This window comes from Gallaecimonas sp. GXIMD4217, assembly GCF_038087665.1.
Taxonomy (GTDB): Bacteria; Pseudomonadota; Gammaproteobacteria; order Enterobacterales; family Gallaecimonadaceae; genus Gallaecimonas.
In genome coordinates, this window is record NZ_CP149925.1 from 3,244,317 (window position 1) to 3,266,508 (window position 22,192).

At 66.7% G+C, this 22,192-nt stretch carries 15 protein-coding genes and 1 pseudogene; 8 read left to right on the forward strand and 8 right to left on the reverse strand.

Going from position 1 to position 22,192, the window contains the following annotated elements; genetic code table 11:
- Nucleotides 1–48 precede the first annotated feature (48 nt).
- A complete protein-coding gene (gene rep / locus WDB71_RS15640) occupies nt 49–2,067 on the reverse strand; it encodes a DNA helicase Rep (protein ID WP_341502519.1) in 2,019 nt (672 codons plus the stop codon).
- A 113-nt stretch (nt 2,068–2,180) separates the two neighbouring features.
- Here rep and WDB71_RS15645 point away from each other — a divergent pair, with 113 nt between their 5' ends.
- The 4 genes and pseudogenes from WDB71_RS15645 (at nt 2,181) to WDB71_RS15660 (ending at nt 7,309) form a co-directional block, all read left to right on the forward strand.
- A complete protein-coding gene (locus WDB71_RS15645) occupies nt 2,181–2,765 on the forward strand; it encodes a TetR/AcrR family transcriptional regulator (protein ID WP_341502521.1) in 585 nt (194 codons plus the stop codon).
- On the forward strand, nt 2,762–3,868 hold the full coding sequence (locus WDB71_RS15650; RefSeq protein WP_341502522.1) for an efflux RND transporter periplasmic adaptor subunit: 1,107 nt from the start codon (nt 2,762–2,764) through the stop codon (nt 3,866–3,868). The genes WDB71_RS15645 and WDB71_RS15650 overlap by 4 nt, the downstream gene beginning before the upstream one ends.
- 12 nt (nt 3,869–3,880) lie before the next feature.
- Nucleotides 3,881–6,955: pseudogene (locus WDB71_RS15655) on the forward strand (multidrug efflux RND transporter permease subunit).
- 96 nt (nt 6,956–7,051) lie between these two features.
- Nucleotides 7,052–7,309 (forward strand): accessory factor UbiK family protein, encoded by a 258-nt coding sequence (locus WDB71_RS15660; RefSeq protein ID WP_341502523.1) that lies wholly within the window; start codon nt 7,052–7,054, stop codon nt 7,307–7,309.
- A 36-nt stretch (nt 7,310–7,345) separates the two neighbouring features.
- On the opposite strand, the gene nhaD is transcribed toward WDB71_RS15660, so the two are convergent.
- Entirely contained in the window at nt 7,346–8,575 is a 1,230-nt protein-coding gene (gene nhaD / locus WDB71_RS15665) for a sodium:proton antiporter NhaD (protein ID WP_341502524.1), read from the reverse strand.
- Nucleotides 8,576–8,656: 81 nt separating this feature from the next.
- Entirely contained in the window at nt 8,657–13,045 is a 4,389-nt protein-coding gene (locus WDB71_RS15670) for an EAL domain-containing protein (protein WP_341502525.1), read from the reverse strand.
- 43 nt (nt 13,046–13,088) lie between these two features.
- Between WDB71_RS15670 and WDB71_RS15675 the strand changes: the two genes are divergently transcribed.
- The gene (locus WDB71_RS15675; protein WP_341502526.1) at nt 13,089–14,603 is read left to right on the forward strand and encodes a YifB family Mg chelatase-like AAA ATPase; all 1,515 of its coding nucleotides are present in this window, start codon (nt 13,089–13,091) and stop codon (nt 14,601–14,603) included.
- Here WDB71_RS15675 and pncB read toward each other — a convergent pair.
- From pncB to speE, 4 genes are all read right to left on the reverse strand, one after another.
- A complete protein-coding gene (pncB, locus tag WDB71_RS15680) occupies nt 14,600–15,829 on the reverse strand; it encodes a nicotinate phosphoribosyltransferase (protein WP_341502527.1) in 1,230 nt (409 codons plus the stop codon). The two genes, WDB71_RS15675 and pncB, sit on opposite strands and share 4 nt — an antisense overlap.
- On the reverse strand, nt 15,819–16,463 hold the full coding sequence (locus WDB71_RS15685; protein ID WP_341502528.1) for a nicotinamidase: 645 nt from the start codon (nt 16,461–16,463) through the stop codon (nt 15,819–15,821). The genes pncB and WDB71_RS15685 overlap by 11 nt, the downstream gene beginning before the upstream one ends.
- A gap of 51 nt (nt 16,464–16,514) precedes the next feature.
- A complete protein-coding gene (locus WDB71_RS15690; protein WP_341502529.1) occupies nt 16,515–17,072 on the reverse strand; it encodes a carboxymuconolactone decarboxylase family protein in 558 nt (185 codons plus the stop codon).
- A gap of 89 nt (nt 17,073–17,161) precedes the next feature.
- Nucleotides 17,162–18,022 (reverse strand): polyamine aminopropyltransferase, encoded by an 861-nt coding sequence (gene speE, locus WDB71_RS15695; protein ID WP_341502530.1) that lies wholly within the window; start codon nt 18,020–18,022, stop codon nt 17,162–17,164.
- A 161-nt stretch (nt 18,023–18,183) separates the two neighbouring features.
- On the opposite strand from speE, the gene speA reads away from it, so the two are divergent.
- Genes speA through WDB71_RS15710 form a run of 3 tightly spaced genes read left to right on the forward strand, consistent with a single transcriptional unit; the run spans nt 18,184 to nt 21,875 of the window.
- Nucleotides 18,184–20,064 carry a biosynthetic arginine decarboxylase gene (speA, locus tag WDB71_RS15700; protein ID WP_341502532.1) on the forward strand — a complete coding sequence of 627 codons (1,881 nt, stop codon included), beginning with the start codon at nt 18,184–18,186 and terminating at the stop codon, nt 20,062–20,064.
- Nucleotides 20,064–20,969 (forward strand): acyltransferase, encoded by a 906-nt coding sequence (locus WDB71_RS15705; protein WP_341502533.1) that lies wholly within the window; start codon nt 20,064–20,066, stop codon nt 20,967–20,969. Before speA ends, WDB71_RS15705 begins: the two co-directional genes overlap by 1 nt.
- 6 nt (nt 20,970–20,975) lie before the next feature.
- A complete protein-coding gene (locus WDB71_RS15710) occupies nt 20,976–21,875 on the forward strand; it encodes an acyltransferase (RefSeq protein WP_341502534.1) in 900 nt (299 codons plus the stop codon).
- Between the two features lie 26 nt (nt 21,876–21,901).
- Here WDB71_RS15710 and WDB71_RS15715 read toward each other — a convergent pair whose 3' ends face one another.
- Nucleotides 21,902–22,141 (reverse strand): hypothetical protein, encoded by a 240-nt coding sequence (locus WDB71_RS15715; RefSeq protein WP_341502535.1) that lies wholly within the window; start codon nt 22,139–22,141, stop codon nt 21,902–21,904.
- Nucleotides 22,142–22,192: the final 51 nt, after the last annotated feature.

Below are 22,192 nucleotides of genomic sequence, written 5' to 3' on the forward strand. Positions count from 1 at the left end.
TTATTAAACATGGCCCTGATATTGGCCATGGGCAGCGCCTTGGCCGCCTTAGCCGTTATTGAACATGGCCCGGATGTTGGCGATGGCGGCCTTGCCCTTCTGCTGGCGCTCCTGGGGACTCTGGGGGGTGGCCTTGTTCTCCCAGACCAGGTCGTCCTGGGGCAGCTCGTCCAGGAAGCGGGACGGGGTGGGCCTTATCATCTCGCCGAACTGGCGCCGCTCGCGCACCAGCACGAAGGTCAGCTCCTGCTGGGCCCGGGTGATGCCCACATAGGCCAGGCGCCGCTCCTCCTCGATGTTGTCCTCGTCGATACTGGACTGGTGTGGCAGCAGGCCTTCCTCCATACCCACCAGGTACACGTAGGGGAACTCCAGGCCCTTGGAGGCGTGCAGGGTCATCAGCTGCACCTGGTCCGCCTCGCCCTCCTCTGACTGGCGCTCCATCATGTCCCTCAGGGTCAGGCGCTGCACCACCTCGGGCAGGGTCATGGGCTGGTCCAGGTCGTCGCCATTGAGCATGCCGGTTATCCAGCCGAACAGCTCGGAGACGTTCTTCATGCGCATCTCCGCCGCCTTGGGGCTGGGGGAGGTTTCGTAGAGCCAGTCCTCGTAGTTGATGCCGCGAATGAGATCCCGCACCGCCTCCACCGGCTCGCCGCGCTTGGCCTGCTCCTGGATGTCGGTGAGCCAGCGGGTGAACTGCTGCACCGCCGCCAGGCCGCGGCCGCTCAGGTGCTGCTCCAGGCCCAGCTCGAAGCTGGCCGCGAACAGGCTGCTGTTGCGCAGGTTGGCGTAGCTGCCCAGCTTCTCCAGGGTGGCGGGGCCTATCTCCCGCCTGGGGGTGTTGACCACCCGCAGGAAGGCGGTGTCGTCGTCCGGGTTCACCACCAGGCGCAGGTAGGCCATGATGTCCTTGATCTCGGCCCGGGAGAAGAAGGAGGTGCCGCCGGAGATCTTGTAGGGGATGCGGTTCTGCATCAGGGCCCGCTCCAGCAGCCGCGACTGGTGGTTGCCCCGGTAGAGGATGGCGTAGTCCTTGTAGCGGGTCTTGTTGAGGAACTTGTGGGAGAGGATCTCCGCCACCACCCGCTCGGCCTCGTGGTCCTCGTTGTTGGCCACCAGCACCTTGAGCCGCTCGCCCATGCCCAGCTCGGAGAACAGCGTCTTCTCGAACACATGGGGATTGTTGGCGATCAGGATGTTGGCGGCCTTGAGGATGCGGCCGGTGGATCTGTAGTTCTGCTCCAGCTTGACCACCTTGAGCTGGGGGAAGTCCTCCTTCAGCAGCACCAGGTTCTGGGGCCGGGCGCCGCGCCAGGAATAGATGGACTGGTCGTCGTCCCCCACCACGGTGAAGCGGGCCCGTTCGCCCACCAGCAGCTTGACCAGCTCGTACTGGGAGGTGTTGGTGTCCTGGTACTCGTCCACCAGCAGGTAGCGGATGCGGCCCTGCCACTTCAGCCGCACCTCCTCGTTGTCCCGCAGCAGCAGGGTCGGCAGCAGGATCAGGTCGTCGAAATCCAGGGCGTTGACGGCCCGCAGGTACTGCCAGTAGCGGTCGTAGAGCTCGGCAAAGACGCTCAAGGGGCCGTTGCCCTGGGCCAGCTGCTTGGCCTGGGCCGGCTGGATCAGGTCGTTCTTCCAGTCGCCTATCTGCCAGATCAGCTTGTTGAGGATGTCCTTGTCGCCGTCCACGGCCTTGCCGCCCAGCTCCAGCAGCACCTGCTGCATGTCCTGCTCGTCGATGAGGGTGAAGCCGTCGCGAATGCCCAGGTGCCGGCCCTCGCGCTTGAGGATGGTCAGGCCCAGGGTATGGAAGGTGGACACGGTCAGACCCCTGGCCTCCTGCTTGCCGAGGGTCTGGGCCACCCGCTCCTTCATCTCCCGGGCGGCCTTGTTGGTGAAGGTGACGGCGGCGATATGGCGCGCCGCCATGCCGCACTGCTGCACCAGGTGGGCGATCTTGTTGGTGATGACGCGGGTCTTGCCGGAGCCGGCACCGGCCAGCACCAGCATGGGGCCGGAAACATAACGGACGGCTTCGTCTTGTCTCGGGTTCAGCTTCATGGGCAGGGCTCCGGAAAATGGGCCGCGCATTGTAACGCATTGTTGCAGATTTCGCTGTGTTCACTTTTGCAGCGATCACTATAATGAATGAACATTCACTCATTTTATTAGCCATGTCCGATAAAGAGTCCCGGATCCTGGATGCGACCGGCCATCTGCTGGCCCAGCAGGGCTTCCACGGCCTGTCCATGCAGCAGGTGGCCAGGGAAGCCGGAGTGGCGGCGGGCACCATCTACCGCTACTTCGATTCCAAGACCGATCTGATCCTGGCCCTGCATGCCAGGCTGGTGGCCCGCATCAGCCAGGCCCTGCTGGAAGGCTACCCCAGGGAGGCCTCCCTCTATGACCGCTACCGGCACTGGTGGTGGCAGTGCTGGCGGGTGCACCTGGGCCAGCCGGACCTGATCCTGTGCAAGTACCAGTTCGACCGCCTGCCCGGCGAGGACAACCAGAGCCGCATGTGGCAGCTGGAAGAGGAATATTTTGCCGACTGGCTGGCCTTCCTGGAGGAGGGCCGCCAAAGCGGCCTGTTCAAGGATCTGCCCGACGAGGTGTTGTCCGCCCTCAGCATCGAGGTCTGCCTCACCCTGTCCCATAAACAGAGCACCGGCCATTGCCAATTTTCACAGCAACAACTGCAAGCCGCCATGGAGGCGAGCTGGCAAGCGCTTTGCCAATCTCAAGGAGTAACCCCATGATTCGCTGGATCGTCATGCTGCTGATCAGTGTCGTACTGATCGGCGGCGTTCTCGGCTTCAACGTCTTCAAACAGAAGATGATCGCCGACTACTTCGCCAACATGCCGGCGCCCACCTTCCCGGTCACCGCCGAGCCGGTCCGGGCCCAGGACTGGCAGCCCAGGATCGAGGCCATCGGCTTCATCGAGCCCAGCCAGGGGGTCATGGTCCGCTCCGAGGCGGCCGGGGTGATCCGCAAGCTGGGCTTCGAGTCCGGCGTGCCGGTCCAGGCCGGCGACCTGCTGGTGGCCCTGGACACCTCGGTGGAGGAGGCCAACCTCAAGGCCGCCCAGGCCAAGCTGCCGGCCACCAAGAGCCAGTTCGAGCGCATGAGCCGCCTGTACAAGGAGAAGTCCGTCTCCAAGGGCCAGCTGGACGAGGCCGAGGCCGCCTACCGCGCCCTGCAGGCGGAGATCGAATCCCTGCAGGCCACCATAGCCCGCCGCACCATACGCGCCCCCTTCGACGGCATCGTCGGCCTGCGTGACGTCTTCCTGGGCCAGTACCTGCAGAACGGCTCCGACGTGGTGCGCCTGGAGGACAACCAGGTGATGCGCATCCGCTTCACCATCTCCCAGAACGACCTCAGCCGCATCGAAGAAGGCCAGGACGTGGCCATCCAGGTGGACGCCTACCCGGACAAGCGCTTCGAAGGCCAGATCACCGCCATAGAGCCGGTGGTCAACGCCGAGAGCGGCGTGGTTCAGGTCCAGGCCAGCATCCCCAACAACAGCGGTGAGCTGCGCTCGGGCATGTTCGCCAAGGTGGCGGTGTCCCTGCCCAGGCTGGCAGACCAGGTGGTGATCCCCCAGACCGCCATCAACTTCACCCTCTACGGCCAGACCGTCTACCTGGTTGAAGAGAACGAGGAAGGCGTCAAGACCGCCCGCCAGGTCACGGTGGAAGTGGCCGATCGCCGCGGCGACGTGGCCCGCATCAGCCACGGCCTGGCCCCGGGCATGACCCTGGTGACCTCGGGCCAGGTGCGCCTCTATAACGGCGCCCAGGTCAAGCTGGTCGAGGACGCGAGCCTGGCCGGCGACAAGCCCTTGCCCAAGCTGTAAGGAAACATCGCCATGAAATTCACCGACATCTTCATACGCCGGCCGGTGCTGGCGCTGTCCATCAGCTTCCTGCTGGCCCTGCTGGGGCTCAACGCCCTCAAGGGCATGCAGGTGCGCGAGTACCCGGAGATGACCAACACCTCGGTGTCGGTCACCACCAGCTATTTCGGTGCCGACGCCGAGCTGATCCAGGGCTTCATCACCCAGCCCCTGGAGCAGGCGGTGGCCCAGGCCGACAACATCGACTTCATGACCTCCCAGTCCATGCTGGGCCAGAGCGTGATCACCGCCTACATGAAGCTCAACACCGATCCCAACGACGCCCTGGCCAACATCATGGCCAAGGTCAACTCGGTGCGCTCCCAGCTGCCCAAGGAGGCCGAGGACCCCACCGTGGCCATCGCCACCACCGGCGGCACCTCGCTGATCTACATCTCCTTTTCCTCGGATGAGCTGAACTCGAGCCAGATCACCGACTACCTGGAGCGGGTGATCCAGCCGCAGCTGTTCACCGCCGACGGCGTCGCCAAGATAGATCTCTACGGCGGCGTCAAATTCGCCCTGCGCATCTGGCTGGATCCCAAGCTGATGGCCGCCTACGACCTCAGCGCCGAGGAAGTGCTGAACGTGCTGTCCGCCAACAACTTCCAGGCCGCCCCCGGCCAGGTGGTGGGCCGCTACACCCTGATGAACGGCGTCGCCGACACCCAGGTCAAGACCAAGGAAGACCTGGAGAAGCTGGTGGTGGCCAGCCGTGACGGCGTGGTGGTGCGGGTGCGCGACATCGCCGAGGTGACCCTGGAGCGCAGCCACGACGTGGCCCGGGCCCTGGCCAACGGCCAGCAGGCCGTGGTGCTGGGCGTGCAGGCCACCCCCACCGCCAACCCCCTGACGGTGATCAAGTCGGTGCACGCCATGCTGCCCGACCTGGAAAAGGCCATGCCGGACACCATCAAGATGACGGTGCTCTACGACGCCACCCGCGCCATCGAGGAATCCATCAACGAGGTGATCAAGACCATCGGCGAGGCGGCGCTGATCGTGCTGGTGGTGATCACCCTGTTCATGGGCAACCTGCGCGCCGTGATCATCCCCATCGTCACCATTCCGCTGTCGCTGGTGGGCGTGGCCATGATGATGTCGATGTTCGGCTTCTCGCTGAACCTGATGACCTTGCTGGCCATGGTGCTGGCCATCGGCCTGGTGGTGGACGACGCCATCGTAGTGGTGGAGAACGTCGACAGGCACATCAAGCTGGGCGAAAACCCCTTTAGGGCCGCCATCATCGGCACCAGGGAGATCGCCCTGCCGGTGATCACCATGACCCTGACCCTGGCCGCGGTGTACGCCCCCATCGCCCTGATGGGCGGCATCACCGGCTCGCTGTTCAAGGAGTTCGCCCTGACCCTGGCCGGCGCCGTGTTCGTGTCCGGCATCGTGGCCCTGACCTTGTCGCCCATGATGTGCGCCCAGCTGCTCAAGGCCCACAGCAACCCCGGCCGTTTCGAGGCCTAGGTGGAGCGCTTCCTGAGCCGCGTCAACAGCGGCTACGAGCGGCGCCTGGGCGCCCTGATGGAAAAGCGCGCCGTGGTGGTGGTGTTCGCCGTCATCGTCTTCGCGTCACTGCCCTTGCTGCTCAGGATCATCCCCCAGGAGCTGGCCCCCAGCGAGGACAAGGGCGCCTTCATGATGTTCGCCAAGGCCCCGGCCAACGCCAACCTGGACTACATCGAGGCCAACCTGGGCACCGTCAACGACAAGGCCAAGGAGCTGGACGCCATCTGGTCGACCCTGGCCTTCTCCGGCTTCCCGTCCGCCAACCAGGGCCTGGGCATCGCCTCCCTGGTGCCCTGGAGCGAGCGCGAGGAATCCCAGAAGCAGCTGGTGGACAAGATCAACGCCATGATGCAGGACGTGCCCGGCGTCACCGTCTCCGCCTTCGAGTTCCCGGAGCTGCCGGGCGCCTCCGGCGGCCTGCCGGTGCAGCTGGTGATCACCACCCCCCAGAACTTCGAGAGCCTGTTCCTGGTGGCCAGCGAGGCCTTCACCAAGGTGCGCCAGAGCCCGCTGTTCGTGTACTCGGAGCTGGATCTGGCCTTCGATTCCGCCAACCTGCACATCCAGGTGGACAGGGACAAGGCCGGCGCCTACGGCATCACCATGCAGGCCATAGGCCGCACCCTGTCCACCTTCGTCAGCGACGGCTATGTCAACCGCATCGACCTGGACGGCCGCTCCTACGAGGTCATCCCCCAGGTCAAGCGGGAGGATCGCCTCAACCCGGACAGCCTGGGCCAGTACTATGTGCGCGCCGCCGACGGCCGCCAGATCCCGCTGTCCAGCCTGGTGACCCTGGAGGTCAAGGGCCAGCCCCGGGCCCTGAGCCACTTCAACCAGCTCAACTCGGCCACCATAGGGGCCGTGCTGTCGCCGGGCGTGGCCATGGGTGACGGCGTCGCCTTCCTGGAGTCCGTGGGCAGCGAGCTGCCCCGGGGCTACCAGTACGACTTCCTGGGCGAGGCCCGCCAGTACATCACCGAAGGCAACGCCCTGTTCGTGACCTTCCTGCTGGCCCTGGCGGTGATCTTCCTGGTGCTGGCCTCCCAGTTCGAGAGCCTGCGCGACCCCCTGGTGATCCTGGTGTCTGTACCCCTGGCCATCTGCGGCGCCCTGGTGGCCCTGGGCTGGGGCCTGTCGACCCTGAACATCTACGCCCAGGTGGGCCTGATCACCCTGATCGGCCTCATCACCAAGCACGGCATCCTGATCTGCGAGGTGGCCAAGGAGCAGCAGCTGCACCACGGCAAGAGCCGCACCGAGGCGGTGGTGGCCGCCGCCGGCGTGCGCCTGCGGCCGATCCTGATGACCACGGCCGCCATGGTGGCCGGCCTGATCCCGCTGCTGATGGCCGAGGGCGCCGGCGCCATCAGCCGCTTCAGCATCGGCATCGTCATCGTCTCCGGCCTCACCGTCGGCACCGTCTTCACCCTGTTCGTGCTGCCGGTGATCTACTCCTTCCTGGCCTCGGAGCACAAGCCGCTGCCGGTGTTCGAGGAGGATCTGGACGCCGAGCCGAGCCGGGCCTGAGCCCGAACGCCGCCAAAAGGGCCGCCTGCTGCGGCCCTTTTTTATGGGCGGCGCGCCCGGGCACTTGGGTTACAATGACGGCAACAGGAGGTGACTATGTTCAATGCCCAGAAACTGGAACAACTGGCCAAGCAGATCACCGAGGCCCTGCCCCCGGGCGTGCGGGCCTTCGGCGACGAGGTGGAAAGCAAGGTCAAGCAGGTGCTGCAGGCCCAGCTCAGCAAGCTGGATCTGGTCAGCCGCGAGGAATTCGACACCCAGACCCGGGTGCTGCTCAAGACCCGCGAGAAGCTGGATTCCCTGGAGGACAGGGTGCACGCCCTGGAACAGGCCCAGCAGCGCCAGGAAAACTGATAAAAAAAGCCGGCAGACGCCGGCTTTTTTGATGGTTCAGACCAGCTGCCCGACCCCGTAGGCGCCGGCAAAGCCCACCGAATAGGCCACCAGCAGGGCGGCGCTGTAGCGCAGGTAGGAACCGAAGGTCAGCTCCCTGACCTTGCTCATGGCCACCACCCCGGCGGCGGAGCCTATGGCCAGCAGTGAGCCGCCGACGCCGGTGGCATAGGTCAGGGTCAGCCATTCCATGGTGCTCATCTCCACCCCGGACTTGAGCAGGGCCGCGGTCAGGGGCACGTTGTCGAACAGCGCCGAGAACAGCCCCACCACGTAGTTGGCGCCCAGGGTCGGCAGGTGCTCGTACAGGGCCGGGAAGTAGGCCAGTATGCCCAGCTCCTTGAGCATGCCCACCAGCAGCAGCACCCCCAGGAAGAACAGCAGGGTGTCGAACTCGATGCGGCGGATGTAGTCGAGGATCGGCTCGTCGCGGTTGAGGAACTGCACCACCATGAACATCAGCGACAGCCCGAACAGGAAGCTCAGCACAGGCGGGATCTGGTAGGCGACGTTGGCGCCTATGGTGCCGATGATGGTCAGGAAGAACAGCAGGGCGATGACCTTGTCGGAGCCGGACACCGCCGTCCACTTGCGCTCCAGCACCACTTCGCCGTCCATGGGCCGGCCCAGCAGCACCGCCAGCACCAGCACCGACAGCGCCGAGGGAATGGAGAGCAGGAACAGGTCGGTGATGTGGACCTTGCCGGCCAGGAAGATCATCAGGGTGGTGACGTCGCCGGTGATCAGGGCCGCGCCGCCGGCATTGACCGAGAACACCACCAGCACCACGTAGCGCAGCAGCTTCTTCACCGGCAGGTTCAGGCTCAACAGCACCGTGATGCAGACCAGGGTGGAGGTGATGTTGTCGGCCAGGGACGAGAACACGAAGGCGAAGCCGCCGGTGAGCATCATCAGCCTGCGCTCGCTCATGTGGCTGGGCAGCAGCCGGTTGACCAGGCTGTCGATGATGCCCTTGTGGCTCAGGTAGGCCACGAAGGTCATGGCCGCCATCAGGAACAGCCAGAGGGTGGCGATATCCAGCAGGTTCTCGTTGAGGGACTCGAGGATATGGTGGTGTTCAACGCCGGTGGGCGGCGCCATGAAGTAGAGCACCCAGACCAGGGAGCCGAAGAAGAGGGTGGTCTTGGCCTTGTCGATATGGACCAAGTCCTCGATGACGATGGAGACGAACCCCAGGATCACCAGTACCAGCAGCAGCACGGACATGACAAACTCGTGACGGGTTTATTTCGGGCGCGCGGATTGTACCAGTTTTGGCGGTCGAGCTTCGACCAGATGTTGCCCCATTCAGCGGTTTTTGATCCAGGTTAAAAGATCGTTGCCGTTCATGGGCTTGGCGTAGAAATAACCCTGGCCTTCGTCGCAGCCCAGGCCGCGCAGGAAGCGGTGCTGTTCCGGCTCCTCCACCCCTTCCGCCACCACGTGCATGTTCAGGTCGTGGGCCAGGGCCAGGATGGCGCGGATCACCGCCGCAGAGTCGGCGGCGCCGGGCAGGCGGGCCACGAAACTGCGATCCACCTTGAGGATGTCGAAGCGCATCCGGGTCAGGTAGGACAGGGCCGAGTAGCCGGTGCCGAAGTCGTCCAGGGCCAGGCGGATGCCCAGCTTGCGCAGGGCGCTCATCTTCAGCCTGGCCTGGTCCGGATCCTGGAGCAGCATGGTCTCGGTGATCTCCAGCTCCAGCAGGCCGAAATCGGCGCCCAGCTCGGCGACCCAGTGGCGGACCTTGTCCACCAGATCGCTCTCCTGGAACTGCCGGGCGGACAGGTTCACCGCCATGGCCAGGGGCGACAGGCCGGCCTTGAGCCAGTCGGCCTGCTGGGCCAGGGCCGTCTTCAGCACCCAGTCGCCCAGGGGGCCGATCAGGCCGGTCTCCTCGGCCAGGGGAATGAAATCCGCCGGCGGCACCTGGCCCAGCTCAGGGTCCTGCCAGCGGCACAAGGCCTCCACGGCCACCACCTGCCCGCTGCCCAGGCTCATCCTGGGCTGGTAGACCAGCTGCAGCCGGTCCCGCTCTATGGCCTGGCGCAGCCTGCTCTCCATCTTCAGGCGCCGCTGCACGGCGGCGTTCATGGCCGCCTCGTAATACTGGAAGTTGTCCCGGCCCTTGGCCTTGGCGTGGTACATGGCGGTGTCGGCGTAGCGCACCAGGGTGTCGGCGTCCCGGCTGTCCCGGGGGAAGAGGCTGATGCCGATGGAGGGGGTCACCGACACCACATGGCCCTGGAGCTTGATCTCGTCGGACAGGGCCGCCATCACCTTCTCGGCCACCATGGTCACCACCTTCACGTCCGGCACGTCTTCCAGGATCAGGGTAAATTCGTCGCCGCCCAGGCGCGCCACCGTATCCGAATCGCGCACCGCCCCCAGCAGCCGCTTGGCCACGGCCTGCAGCAGCAGGTCACCCTGCTGGTGGCCAAGGGAGTCGTTGACGGTCTTGAACCTGTCCAGATCCAGGAACAGCAGCGCCACCTGCTGGTTGTTGCGCCTGGCCCGGCTCATGGCGTGGATCAGCCGGTCCCGGAACAGGGCCCGGTTGGGCAGCTGGGTGAGGGGATCGTAGTTGGCCAGGAAGCGCAGCTCCTGCTCGGCGGCCTTGCGCTCGGTGATGTCCGCCAGCAGCACCACCAGGTTGCCGGTGCCGGACTCGGCCTCGCGCACCCAGTGGATCTCCGCCTCGGTGAGCCGCTCGCGGCCACGGGCATCGCGGATCCACAGCTCGCCCGCCCAGGCCTGGTCGGCCCCGAGCTGCTCGTGGAGCTGGCTGAAGTCATGGTGGCGGGAGCCGGTCCGCAGCCAGGTCCAGGGCCTGCGGCCCTGCAGCTCGGCCTCGGCAAGGCCAAGCAGGGCCTCCATGGCCGGGTTGGCGCTGACGATGCGCAGGTGCTGGTCTGTGACCAGCACCGCCTCGGACATGGCGTTGGTGACCAGATCCGACAGGGCCAGGCGGCGGGCGCTCTCCCGCTCGGCGCTGATGTCCTTGTGGATCCCCACCAGCCGCAGCACCCGGCCGGCGCCGTCCCGCTCCACCACCTGGCCCCTGTCCTGGATCCAGGCATAGCGGCCGTCGGCGGTCTTGAGCCGGTAGTTGGCCTCGTAGCGGTCCTGCTGGCCCTTGAGGTGCTCGGCCACGGCCGCGGCCACCCTCTGCCTGTCGTCGGGGTGGATCAGCTCGGACAAGCCCTGGGGGGTGGGCTCTATGGCATCGCTGGCATAGCCCAGGAATTCCAGGCCACTGCGCACCACGGCGTGGTTGCGCCAGTCCCAGTCCCAGACGCCGTGGCCGGAGGCCACCAGGGCCAGGCGCATGCGTTCCTCGTTGTCGGCGATGCGCTTCTGGATCCGCTCCTCGGCGCTGACACGGCGGTGCCAGAGCCACCACAGCCACAGCAGCGCCACCATGGCGCTCAGCAGGTAAAGCACCAGCATCATGGGGTGCCGGTACCAGGGCGGCAGCACCTTGATGGCCAGGCTCCTACTGCTGAACTCGGCCTGATCCGGCCCGGCCTTGCCGCGGATCTCCAGCCGGTAATGGCCAGGTGGCAGCCGGGTGAAATCCAGCTGGCGGCGGCCGGCCAGCTCCTGCCAGCCGGGCAGGGCGCCGCGCAGCCGGTACTGGTACTGGTGGAGGCTCGGCTCCAGGTAGTCCATCAAAGCGAAGCGCACCGTCAGCCGCAGCGCATCCGGGCCCAGCACCAGCCGCTGCTGGCCCGGCATGAAGGGCCTGGCCTTGCCGTCCACCTCGTAGCCCAGCAGCCGCAGCGGTTCCGCCTGCTGCTGCCGCACCGGCAGGGCCGGCTGCACCTCCGCCAGGCCGCGGGTGCCGCCAAAGTAGAGGATGCCGTCGTCATCCCGCCAGTAGGCGCCGCCGTTGAACTCCAGGCTGGTGAGGTTGGTCCCGCCCTGGTGCTGGAAGCGCTCCTCCTGGATGTCGAAGATGGCCAGGCCCCTGTTGGTGGACAGCCACAGCTGCCCGGGCCGGCCCGGCAGCACGGCGTAGATGGTGTCGTCGGGCAGGCCGCTCTGGCGCAGCCAGCGGCGCCACTGGCCGTCGACACTGCGATGGTTGAGGCCGGTCTGGGTACCCACCCAGAGGCTGCCGTCTTCGGCCGGCCACAGCGAACGGACTGTGCTGTCGCTGAGGCTGTCCTTTGGCTCGCAGCTCTGGGCCAGGCTGGCCAGATCCAGGCGGCACAGGCCGTCGGCCCGGCCGATCCAGAGCCCACCCGATTGCTCGGCCAGGGCGAAGACCCGCACCCCCTGATCACGCTTCGGCGCCAGGGCTTCGAAGCGGCCATCCCGGTACAGGGCCAGGCCGGAGGCGGTACCGGCCCAGATCCGGCCCTGGCCGTCCTCCAGCAACGACCAGATCACCTGGCTGGGCAGGCCGGCGCCCAGATCCCGCCAGCGCCCGTCCGCCTCCAGCCGCAGCAAGCCCTGGTCGGTGCCCAGCCAGTGCCGGCCCCGGCTGTCCCTGAGCTGGGCCAGGCCGACGATGAAATAGTCGTCGGGGTCCTGGCCCAGCAGGGGTGCCAGGGTCGGCCCCAGATCCCGGTAGCGGCCGTCGCTGGCCAGCACCCGCAGGCCACGGCCATGGGTGCCCAGCCAGAGCTCGCCGTCCACCTTGACCAGGCTGCGGATGTTGTTGTGGCTGCCGTCGTCCAGGGACACCCGATCGTCCACCAGGGAGCGGACCGGGCGCCGGTTGGGATCCAGCAGCACCACGCCGCCGGTGCCGGTGCCGACCCAGAGCAGGCCCTGGTCGTCCACATGGAGGCGGCGCACCGTCTTCATCTGGTCACCCAGGTGATTGCCGCCCAGCTCCTGCAACCGCTCCGGCCCCTGCCAGTGCAGTATGCCGCGGCCATAGAGGCCGATCAGCACGCCGCCGGACGGCAGTGTCGCCAGGGCCAGGAGTTGTTCTCGCCCGGTGACGGACCAGCGGCTCACCAGCCGCGACTGGCCGTCGGCAAGCAGCCACAGGCTGTCCTCGGCCGCCAGCCAGATCCCGGCCTCGGACAGGGCGATGCGCCTTGCCGCCGGCTGGGTCAACAGCAGCTGCCGCTGGTCCCGGCCCAGCCGCCACAGCTCACCCGATGCCAGCAGCACCAGGGGGGCGCCGTCGGCCAGCTTGAGATCCCGCACCCGGCCCTTGAGCACCAGGCGGGGCGCCGCGACCCTATCCCAGGCCCACAGTCCCAGGTCGTTGCCGATCCACAGCCGGCTGCCGTCGAAACCCAGCTGGCGGACCGTCTCCTTGCCCCAGAGCCCGGGGAATTCAAAGCGCTGGAAGACCTCGGCGGCCCTGTCCATGCGGGCCAGCTCGCCCTGGACCGTGCCCACCCAGAGGCTGGCGTCGTCCTCGGCCAGGGCGGTGACGAAGTCGCGGGGCAGGGAATAGGGCTGGTCGGGCCGGGACAGGTAGACGCTCAGGCGCTCGCCGTCGTAGCGGTTCAGGCCGCCCTGGGTGGCGAACCACATCAGGCCACGGCTGTCCTTGAGGATGGCGGTGATGGAATTCTGGGACAGGCCCTGGTTGACCCCCAGCACCCTGGGCTGCATGTAGGCGGCAACCGGCATGGGGTCGGCCGCCAGGGGCAGGACGGCCAGGCAGCAGAGGAAGGTGAAGCAGCGCAGGAGCAGGCGACGCACTTTGACCCCGGGGGCTCTTGTCATGGGGCTATTATCAGATTGTTAAGGCCTTTTTGGAAGGGAAGTCATGGCATTAGCAACACTGCTCTGCCGTGCCCAGCTGGGCATGGAGGCGCCCCTGGTCAAGGTGGAGGTGGATATCGGCAACGGCCTGCCGTCCTTCGGCCTGGTGGGACTGCCCGACGCCGCCGTGCGCGAGGCCAAGGAAAGGGTGCGCTCGGCCCTGCTCAACTGTGGCTTCGAATTCCCCGCCCGGCGCATCACCATCAACCTGGCCCCGGCGGAGCTGCCCAAGGACGGCGGCCGCTTCGATCTGGCCATGGCCCTGGGCATACTGGCCGCCTCCGGCCAGCTGCCGGCCGCCGGCCTCAAGGGCCTGGAATGTTACGGCGAGCTGGGCCTGGGCGGCGAACTGCGCCCCTGCGGCGCCCTGCTGCCGGCCCTGCTGGCCTGCCGTGACGCCGGTCACAGCGCTATCATCAGCGAAGGGGACGGCGCCGAGGCGGCGCTGCTGGACTTCCCGGGCTGCGCCCAGGCCCACCAGCTGCTGGATGTCTGCGCCGCCCTTGGCGGCCAGCAGCAACTGGCCCTGCCCAGTCGGGCACAACAGGCCGAGGCGCCGGCGCCGGGCCCGGATCTCAGCGACGTGGTGGGCCAGGTGGGGGCCAAGCGGGCGCTGCTGATCGCCGCCAGCGGCAACCATAACCTCTTGATGGTGGGCCCGCCCGGCACCGGCAAGAGCATGCTGGCCAAGCGGCTGCCGAGCCTGCTGCCGCCCCTGGCCGACGGCGCCGCCCTGGAAACGGCCGCCATCCATTCCCTGTCCGGCAAGCCGCGCCGCCTTGGCGACTGGCGCACCCCGCCTATTCGCGCCCCCCACCACACCGCCTCGGCGGTGGCCCTGGTCGGCGGCGGCTCGGTGCCCAGGCCGGGGGAGATCTCCCTGGCCCACCAGGGGGTGCTGTTCCTGGACGAGCTGACCGAGTACGACCGCAAGGTGCTGGACTGCCTGCGCGAGCCCCTGGAGAGCGGCGAGGTCAGCATCAGCCGCGCCGCCCAGCAGGCCAACTTCCCGGCCCGCTTCATGCTGGTGGCGGCCACCAACCCCTGTCCCTGTGGCCATTGGGGCAACCCGGCGCGGGAGTGCCGCTGCAGCCCGGAGCAGATCCGCCGCTACCTGGGCCGGCTCAGCGGCCCCTTCCTGGACAGGGTCGAGCTGCAGGTGGAGGTGCCCATGCTGCCCCCGGGCGCCCTGAGCGGCCAGGAAAGGGGCCAGGGCAGCGCCGAGCTGCGCGCCCGGGTAGGGGATTGCCGCCGGCGCCAGCGAGCGCGCCAGCACTGCCTCAACGGTGAGCTGGAAGGCCAGGCCCTGCGCCGCCACTGCGCCCTGGATGGCGAGCTGGCCGCCTGGTACGAGCAGACGTTGCACCGGCTGGGGCTGTCGGCCCGGGTACACCAGCGGCTGCTGAAGGTGGCCAGGACGGTGGCGGATCTGGACGGCAGCGACCGCATCCGCCGGCCGCACCTGGCCGAGGCCCTGTCCTACCGGGCCATGGACAGGCTGCTGGCCTCCCTGGCCTAGAGCTTCTCCCGCTCGGCCAGGATGGCGGCGCGCACCGAGGCGCTGACCTGGAACACCGCCATCAGGTGGTTGAGGAATGCTTCGTCCCGGCACATGGTCTTGCCGGGGCTGTCGGAGATCTTGGCCACCGGCTGGCCGTTGAAGCGGGTCAGCTTCATGACCATGTCCATGGGCTGGTTGACGCCGAAATCCCCGGTCAGCCAGGTGCCGATGCCGAAGGCCATGCGCGCCCGACCCTGGAAGTGGCGGTAGATGGCGATGGCCCTGTCGAAATCGAGGCCGTCGGAGAACACCAGGGTCTTGTCCGTGGGATCCACCCTGAGTTCCTCCAGGCGGGCCAGGATCTGCTCCCCCCAGGCCATGGGATCGCCGCTGTCATGGCGGAAACCCGTGTAGAGCCTGGCCAGGTAGAGATCCAGATCCCGGCAGAAGGCCTCGACGCCAATGACATCGGTGAGGGCGATGGCCAGCTGGCCCCGGTACTCCCTGGCCCAGTTCTCCAGGGCCAGCTTCTGGCTGTCCGCCAGCCGGCAGGCCAGGGCCTGGTGGCACTGCAGCCATTCGTGGGCCATGGTGCCCTGGCAGCGCAGCTTCAGCTCCCGGGCCAGGTGCGGGTTGGAGGTGCCCACGAAATGATCCGGCAGCTCCCCCTTGAGCAGCTCCAGCACCAGCCTCTGGGCCCGGAAGCTGAAACGGCGGCGAGTACCGAAATCGGTGAAGCGAAAGCCGCTCAGGTCGAAGCGGTCGGCGGCGCGCTGGAAGGCGCGCACCTTGGCCTGGGTGCTCCTGTGGATCTGCTCGACATCCAGGTCCGGGTAGCGGGCCCTGTTGCGCACCTCGCTGACCGCCGCCAGCACCGGGATCTCCAGGGGCGACAGGTACAGCATGGGCCCCCGCCCCTCTATGCTCAGCCGGCCCCCCTCCACGGCCACATGCAGGAAGTCCGGGTTGAAGCGGCACAGCCGCAGGAACTCCAGGTAGTCGGCCTTGAGGAAGGGGAAGTGCCGGCGCAGGTAGGCCAGCTGGTCCTCGCTGACATGGAGCCTGGACAGGGACTCCAGCTCGCGGCGGATGGCCGCCACATAAGGGCTGAGATCCTCGTCGTTGCGGCAGCGGAAGGTCCAGGTGGCCATGGCGTCCGGCTGCTGGTGCAGGTAGCACTGCTGCATGGTCAGCTTGTAGAAGTCGGTGTCGATCAGGCTCTGTACCGCGCTGTCACCGAACATCCCGGCTCCCGAGCCTTTGGGCCGCCTCGGCGGCGTTTGCCACCAGCTCCACCCCGGCCTGTTGCAACTCGGCCCTGGCCCGGCTTTCCCCCTCGACGCTGATGGCCCGGCAGGCGGCCAGGTTGACCAGCACCCGAAAGCCGGCCCTGGCCAGCTGCAACGCCGTGGTCTTGACGCAGAAATCCAGGGCCAGGCCGCCCACCAGCACGGTGTCCACCTGGTGGCATGTCAGCCACTCGATCAGGCCGGTGGAGCGGCGCTCGGCCAGGTCGTGATAGCAGGCGCCGTAGGGGTGCATGTCCGGCTCCACCCCCTTGTAGATCATGAAGTCGTAGTCCCTGGGATGGGGCAGGCCGGGGATCAACTCGAAGCCCGGGGTGCCCGGCTCGGCGTGGCGCACCCAGGTCAGATCCGCGTCCGGGTAGGGCAGCGGCTGCTGCATGTCGGCGGCATCGGCCACCACCCACTTGGCCTTGGGGCAATGGGCGTCCTTGGAGAACAGCCGCAACCCGGCCAGGGCCGCCTGGGCATTGAGTTCGTCGGCGATCAGGTGCCCCTCTGGCACCGGCAGCTCGGCCGGGCACAGGGGCGTGAAGGTGCTTTGGGCATCCACATCCAGCGAGGCTATGGTCATGGTCGCTCCAGGCATGGGCCCAGGGGGCCCCTTGTTCACCTTAGACCCCGATCAGTCCCTGGGGGTCCAGGCCTCTGCCGCGAATTCCGGCTGGGCCAGGGTGCCGGCCAGGCGGTTGGCGTAGTTGGACAGGGTCTTGATGGTGATGCCCAGCACCACCTCCAGGGCCTGGGCCTGGCTGTGGCCGGCATCCAGGAAGGCCTGCAGCTCCAGGTCCGGTACCTTGCCCCTGTGGCGCAGCAGCGCCAGGGTGAAGCGGCGCAGGGCCTCCAGGCGGGCGTCGGACAGCGGCTGCCCTTCCCGTACCGCCGCCACCACCTCGGCCGGCACCCCGGCCATCTGCTTGGCAATCACCGAATGGGCCGGCACGCAGTAGCCGCAGCCGTTCTCGACACTGGTCACCAGCAGGATCAGCTGCCGCTGCCGGGCATCCAGGCTGCCCTGCTCGAACAGCCGGTTGAGGGTCAGGTAGGCCTCCAGGGTGGTGGGGGCCTCGGCCAGCTGGGCATAGAGGTTGGGCACAAAGCCCAGGGATGACAGGGCCTTTTCCAGATGGGGCCGAGCGGCCTGGGGGGCGCTGTCGAGGTCATGGGCGGGCAGGCGGGGCATGACGGCCTCCTTGGGCTGACTCATCACTAGCCTAGACCGGCCCCGCCGGGGTGCTGTTGCAAAAAAGGCGCCGCGCGGCGCCTTTTCCATCAGCCCTTCAGGGCCTTCTTCATGAAGTTGGGCAGCGCCATGGCGCCCTGGTGCACGCCACTGTTGTAGTACAGGGTCTCGAAGGACTGGGCGTCGGCGTCGGCCACACGGAAGGAGCCGAAGTCGCCGCCCTTGCGGGCCAGGGTGCAGCTCCACCAGCCGGAGGGGTACAGGGGCTGGGGGAAGGGCAGGGTCTGGAAGGCGTCGAAGCCGGCGGCGGCCATCTCGGCGCGCATCTCCTGGATGAGCTTGAGGTGCAGCAGCGGGCTCTCGGACTGCTGGACCAGGATGCCGCCCTCGCCCAGCACCCGCAGGCACTGCTGGTAGAAGGCGCGGTTGAACAGGCCTTCGGCCGGGCCCACCGGATCGGTGGAGTCCACTATGATGATGTCCACGGAGCCGCTCTCGCGGTCCTTCGTCCACTGGATGCCGTCGATGAACTTCAGCTCGGCACGGGGATCGCCGTTGGACTGGCACAGCTCCGGGAAGTGGATCTCGGCCAGGCGGGTGACGTTCTCATCGATGTCGATCTGGATGGCCTTCTCCACGCCGGGGTGCTTGAGCACCTCACGCAGGGTGCCGCAGTCGCCGCCGCCGATGATCACCACGGTCTTGGGATCGGCATGGCTGTACAGGGCCGGGTGGCTCATCATCTCGTGGTAGAGGAAGTTGTCGCGGGTGGACACCATGGTGCAGCCGTCGATGACCATCAGCTTGCCCCAATCCGTCGTCTCGTAGATCTCGGTGGTCTGCCATTCGGACTGGCGGCTGTCCAGCTTGGCGGTGACCCGCAGGGAAAAGGCGCTGCCGTCACGCTCATGCACTTCCGTAAACCAGTTCTGGCCATCCAGTTTTGACATTTTCTATCTCCAGTCCAAACGGGCGAAAAAAAGCGCACGGATTGTGCCAGCGCCGCCGCCCCCGCACAATGATTATTGCGCACATTTTAGCTGCGCCCCGACTAGGCTGACATTACAATAGCGCCCCTGAATTTTTATGCGTCCACAGGACCCCTGCTGCCATGACCCAATGGACCCTTGACCAGGCCCGTCATCTCTATGGTGTGAACCACTGGAGCGACGGTTATTTCGACATCGACGACAGCGGCGAGCTGGTCGCCTACCCGAACCGGGACAAGTCGCGCCCCGGCGTGCGCCTGAGCGACCTGATCAAGGATCTCAAGGACCACGGCCTGAGCCTGCCGGTGCTGGTGCGTTTCAACGATGTGCTCAGCGACAGGGTCCGCCAGCTCACCGGCGCCTTCGAAAGGGCCATCGCCGACCAGGGCTACGGCGGCGAATACACCGCCGTCTATCCCATCAAGGTCAACCAGCAGCGCTCCGTGGTGCAGACCCTGCTGAACGCCGACCACAAGGTGGGCCTGGAGGCGGGCTCCAAGCCGGAGCTGATGGCGATCCTGGGCCTGGCCGACAGGCCCATCACCCTGGTCTGCAACGGCTACAAGGACTCCGAGTTCCTGCGCCTGGCGCTGATGGGCAAGCGCCTCGGCCACAGCGTCTACGTGGTGGTGGAGAAGCTGTCCGAGCTCAGGAAGCTGCTGGCCGAAGGCCAGGATCTGGGCATAGACCCGCTGATCGGGGTGCGGGTGCGCCTCAACTCCGTGGGCAAGGGCAACTGGCAGAACACCGGCGGCGAAAAGGGCAAGTTCGGCCTGGCCGCCCACCAGGTGCTGGAGATGGTGGCGATCCTGCGCGAGGCCGGCAAGCTGGACTGCCTGAAGCTGGTGCACTTCCACATGGGCTCCCAGGTGGCCAACATCCGCGACATCCAGAACGCCCTCAAGGAGTGCGCCCGCTACTACGCCGAGCTGTGCGAGCTGGGCGTGCCCCTGGACGTGGTGGACGTGGGCGGCGGCCTGGGCGTGGACTACGAGGGCTCGCGCAGCCGCGGTTCCTGCTCCATGAACTACACGGTGGACGAGTACGCCGCCAAGGTGGTGCATGCGGTCAAGGAGATCTGCGCCGCACGCAATCTTCCCGAGCCCAAGCTGATTTCCGAGTCCGGCCGGGCCCTGACCGCCCACCATGCGGTGCTGGTCACCAATGTCATCGACGTGGAGCAGGCCCCTGGCCTGAGCGCCCCCCAGGCGCCGGGCGAGGACGCCCCCCAGGTGCTCAGGGATCTCTGGCTGGCCTTTGAAGGCGCCCACCAGCGCCCGCCCCTGGAGACCTATCACGACGCCGTCTACTACCTGGGCGAGGCCCACGGCATGTACACCCACGGCCTGATCGCCATCCACCACTGGGCGGCGGCCGAGCAGCTCTACTTCGCCATCTGCCGGGCGGTGCGCGACCAGCTCAATCCCCGCAGCCGCGCCCACAGGCCGGTGCTGGACGAGCTCAACGAGAAGCTGGCCGACAAGCTGTTCTGCAACTTCTCGCTGTTCCAGAGCACCCCGGACGTCTGGGGCATAGAGCAGCTGTTCCCGATCATGCCGGTCAGCAAGCTGGACCAGGCCCCCAGCACCCGCGCCGTGATCCAGGACATCACCTGCGACTCCGATGGCCAGATCCGCCAGTACGTGGACGCCGAGGGCATCGAGTCCAGCCTGCCCCTGACCGGCTATGTGCCGGGCCAGGACTACAACCTGGGCTTCTTCATGGTCGGTGCCTACCAGGAGATCCTTGGCGACCTGCACAACCTGTTCGGCGACACCGACTCGGTGCACGTGCAGCTGGACGACAACGGCTACCATTTCGAAGCCGCCCACAAGGGTGATACGGTATCCGACGTGCTGCGCTACGTGAATTTCGAGCCCAAGGCCCTGATCCAGGGCTACCGCCGCCTGATCGCCCAGGCCGATCTCAGCGACGCCGAGCGCCAGCTGTTCGGCGCCGAACTGGAGGCGGGTATCCACGGCTACACCTACCTGGAGGACTGATGCTGCATTTCCTGCCCGCCTTCATCAAGGGGCCGCTGGCCCTGCTGGGCTATGTGGTCAACACCCTGTTCTGGTTCCCGCTGGTGCTGGTGGTGGGCCTGGTCAAGCTGCTGCCCGTGGCCGGCCTGAGGCGGGGTTGCAGCGCCCTTCTGGACCGCATCGCCGGGCTGTGGATCAGCATCAACAACCTCAACCAGCGCCTGGTCAGCCGCACCAGGGTCCAGGTCCGCGGCCTGGAGGGCATCAAGCGGAAGGACTGGTACCTGGTCATCGCCAACCACCAATCCTGGGTGGACATACTGGTGCTGCAGCGGCTGTTCAACCGCCGCCTGCCGTTCCTGAAGTTCTTCCTCAAGAAGGAACTGCTGTACGTGCCCTTCCTGGGCCTGGCCTGGTGGGCCCTGGACTTCCCCTTCATGAACCGCCACAGCCGGGCGGAAATCGAAAAGGATCCCAGCCTGGCCGGCAAGGACATCGAGACCACCCGCCAGGCCTGCGAGAAGTTCCGCCACATCCCGGTATCGGTGATGAACTTCGTGGAAGGCACCAGGTTCACCCCCCACAAGCACCGCCACCAGAAGAGCCCCTACCGGCACCTGCTGCGCCCCAGGGCCGGCGGCATGGCCTTCGTGCTCTCGGCCATGGGCGACAAGCTGCACAAGCTGCTGGACGTGACCATCTGCTACCCCAAGGGCATCCCCAGTTTCTGGGACTTCCTGTGCGGCCGGGTCCGGGAGATCCGGGTCGAGGTACGGGTGCTGCCGATTGACGACGGCCTGGTCGGTGATTACTTTAATGACGCCGATTTCAAGGAAGCATTCCAGGATTGGGTCAACCGGCTCTGGGCTGAGAAAGACGAAACCATGGCCAGGCTGGCGGCGCCGGCGGGCCAGAAGCACAATTAGGATCCCATGCTGCATTTTCTGCCGGGCTTCATACTGGCCCCCATCAATATCCTGCTGTTCATCGTCAACACCGTCTGGTGGGGGGGCCTGGTCTGCCTGCTGGCCCTGCCCAAGCTGCTGCTGCCCTACCAGCCCTGGCGCAACGCCGTCACCACCCTGATGGAGCGCTGCGTGGACGGCTGGACCCTGGTCAACCTGGGCATCCTCAGGCTCAGCAACCAGGTGCAGTGGGACGTGCAGGGCCTGGACGGCCTGAAGAAGGACGGCTGGTACCTGATCATGGCCAACCACCTCAGCGGCCTGGACATCATAGTGCTGTTCACCATAGCCCGGGGCCGCATGCCGCTGCCGCGCTTCTTCATCAAGCACGAGCTGCTGCACGTGCCCTTCATGGGCTGGGGCTGCTGGGCCCTGGACATGCCCTTCATGCGTCGCTATTCCACCGGCTACCTGAAGCGGCACCCTGAGAAGAAGGGCCAGGACATAGAGACCACCCGCCGTGCCTGCGAAAAGCTCAGGCACAGGCCCACCACCATGATCAACTTCGTGGAAGGCACCAGGTTCACCCCAGAGAAGCAAAAGAAGCGCCGCTCCCCCTACCGGCACCTGCTGCCCCCCAAGGCCGGCGGCATCGCCTTCACCCTGGCCACCATGGGCCAGCTGTTCGACAAGGTGCTGGACGTGACCCTGGCCTATCCGGAATGCGGCCATGGCAAGGGCAAGGTCACCTGGGCCGCCCTGTCCGGCAGGCTCACCAAGGTGGTGGTGCGCATCGACGCCCAGCCCGCCGACCAGCGCGTCATCGGCGACTACTTCGGCGACGTCACCTTCAAGCGCCAGTTCCAGGGCTGGCTCAGCGAGCGCTGGCAGCGCAAGGACGCCCTGCTGGGTGAACTGAACAAATGAAAAGGGGCCGAATGGCCCCTTTTTCGTCAATCAACCGGATACCTTTTCTTCTTGCAGGCATGCCTGAGTTCCTTCAGGGTGCGCAGCCGTTCCTTCAGCCATTCGCCCTCCTGGGCCCGGTAGCCGGCTCGCAACCTGGAGTTGACGTGCTTTATTTTCTTCTCGACACCGGCACATTGGTACTTGGTGACCTTGGTATCCGTCTTGGCGTGCGCCAGGGTGGGCACCCCAAGGGCCATGATGAGCATCCATGTCCGTATTGGCATTGTTCCTGTCCTTTGATTGGTTGCATCTGTTCACCACCGGCAGGTGGCGAA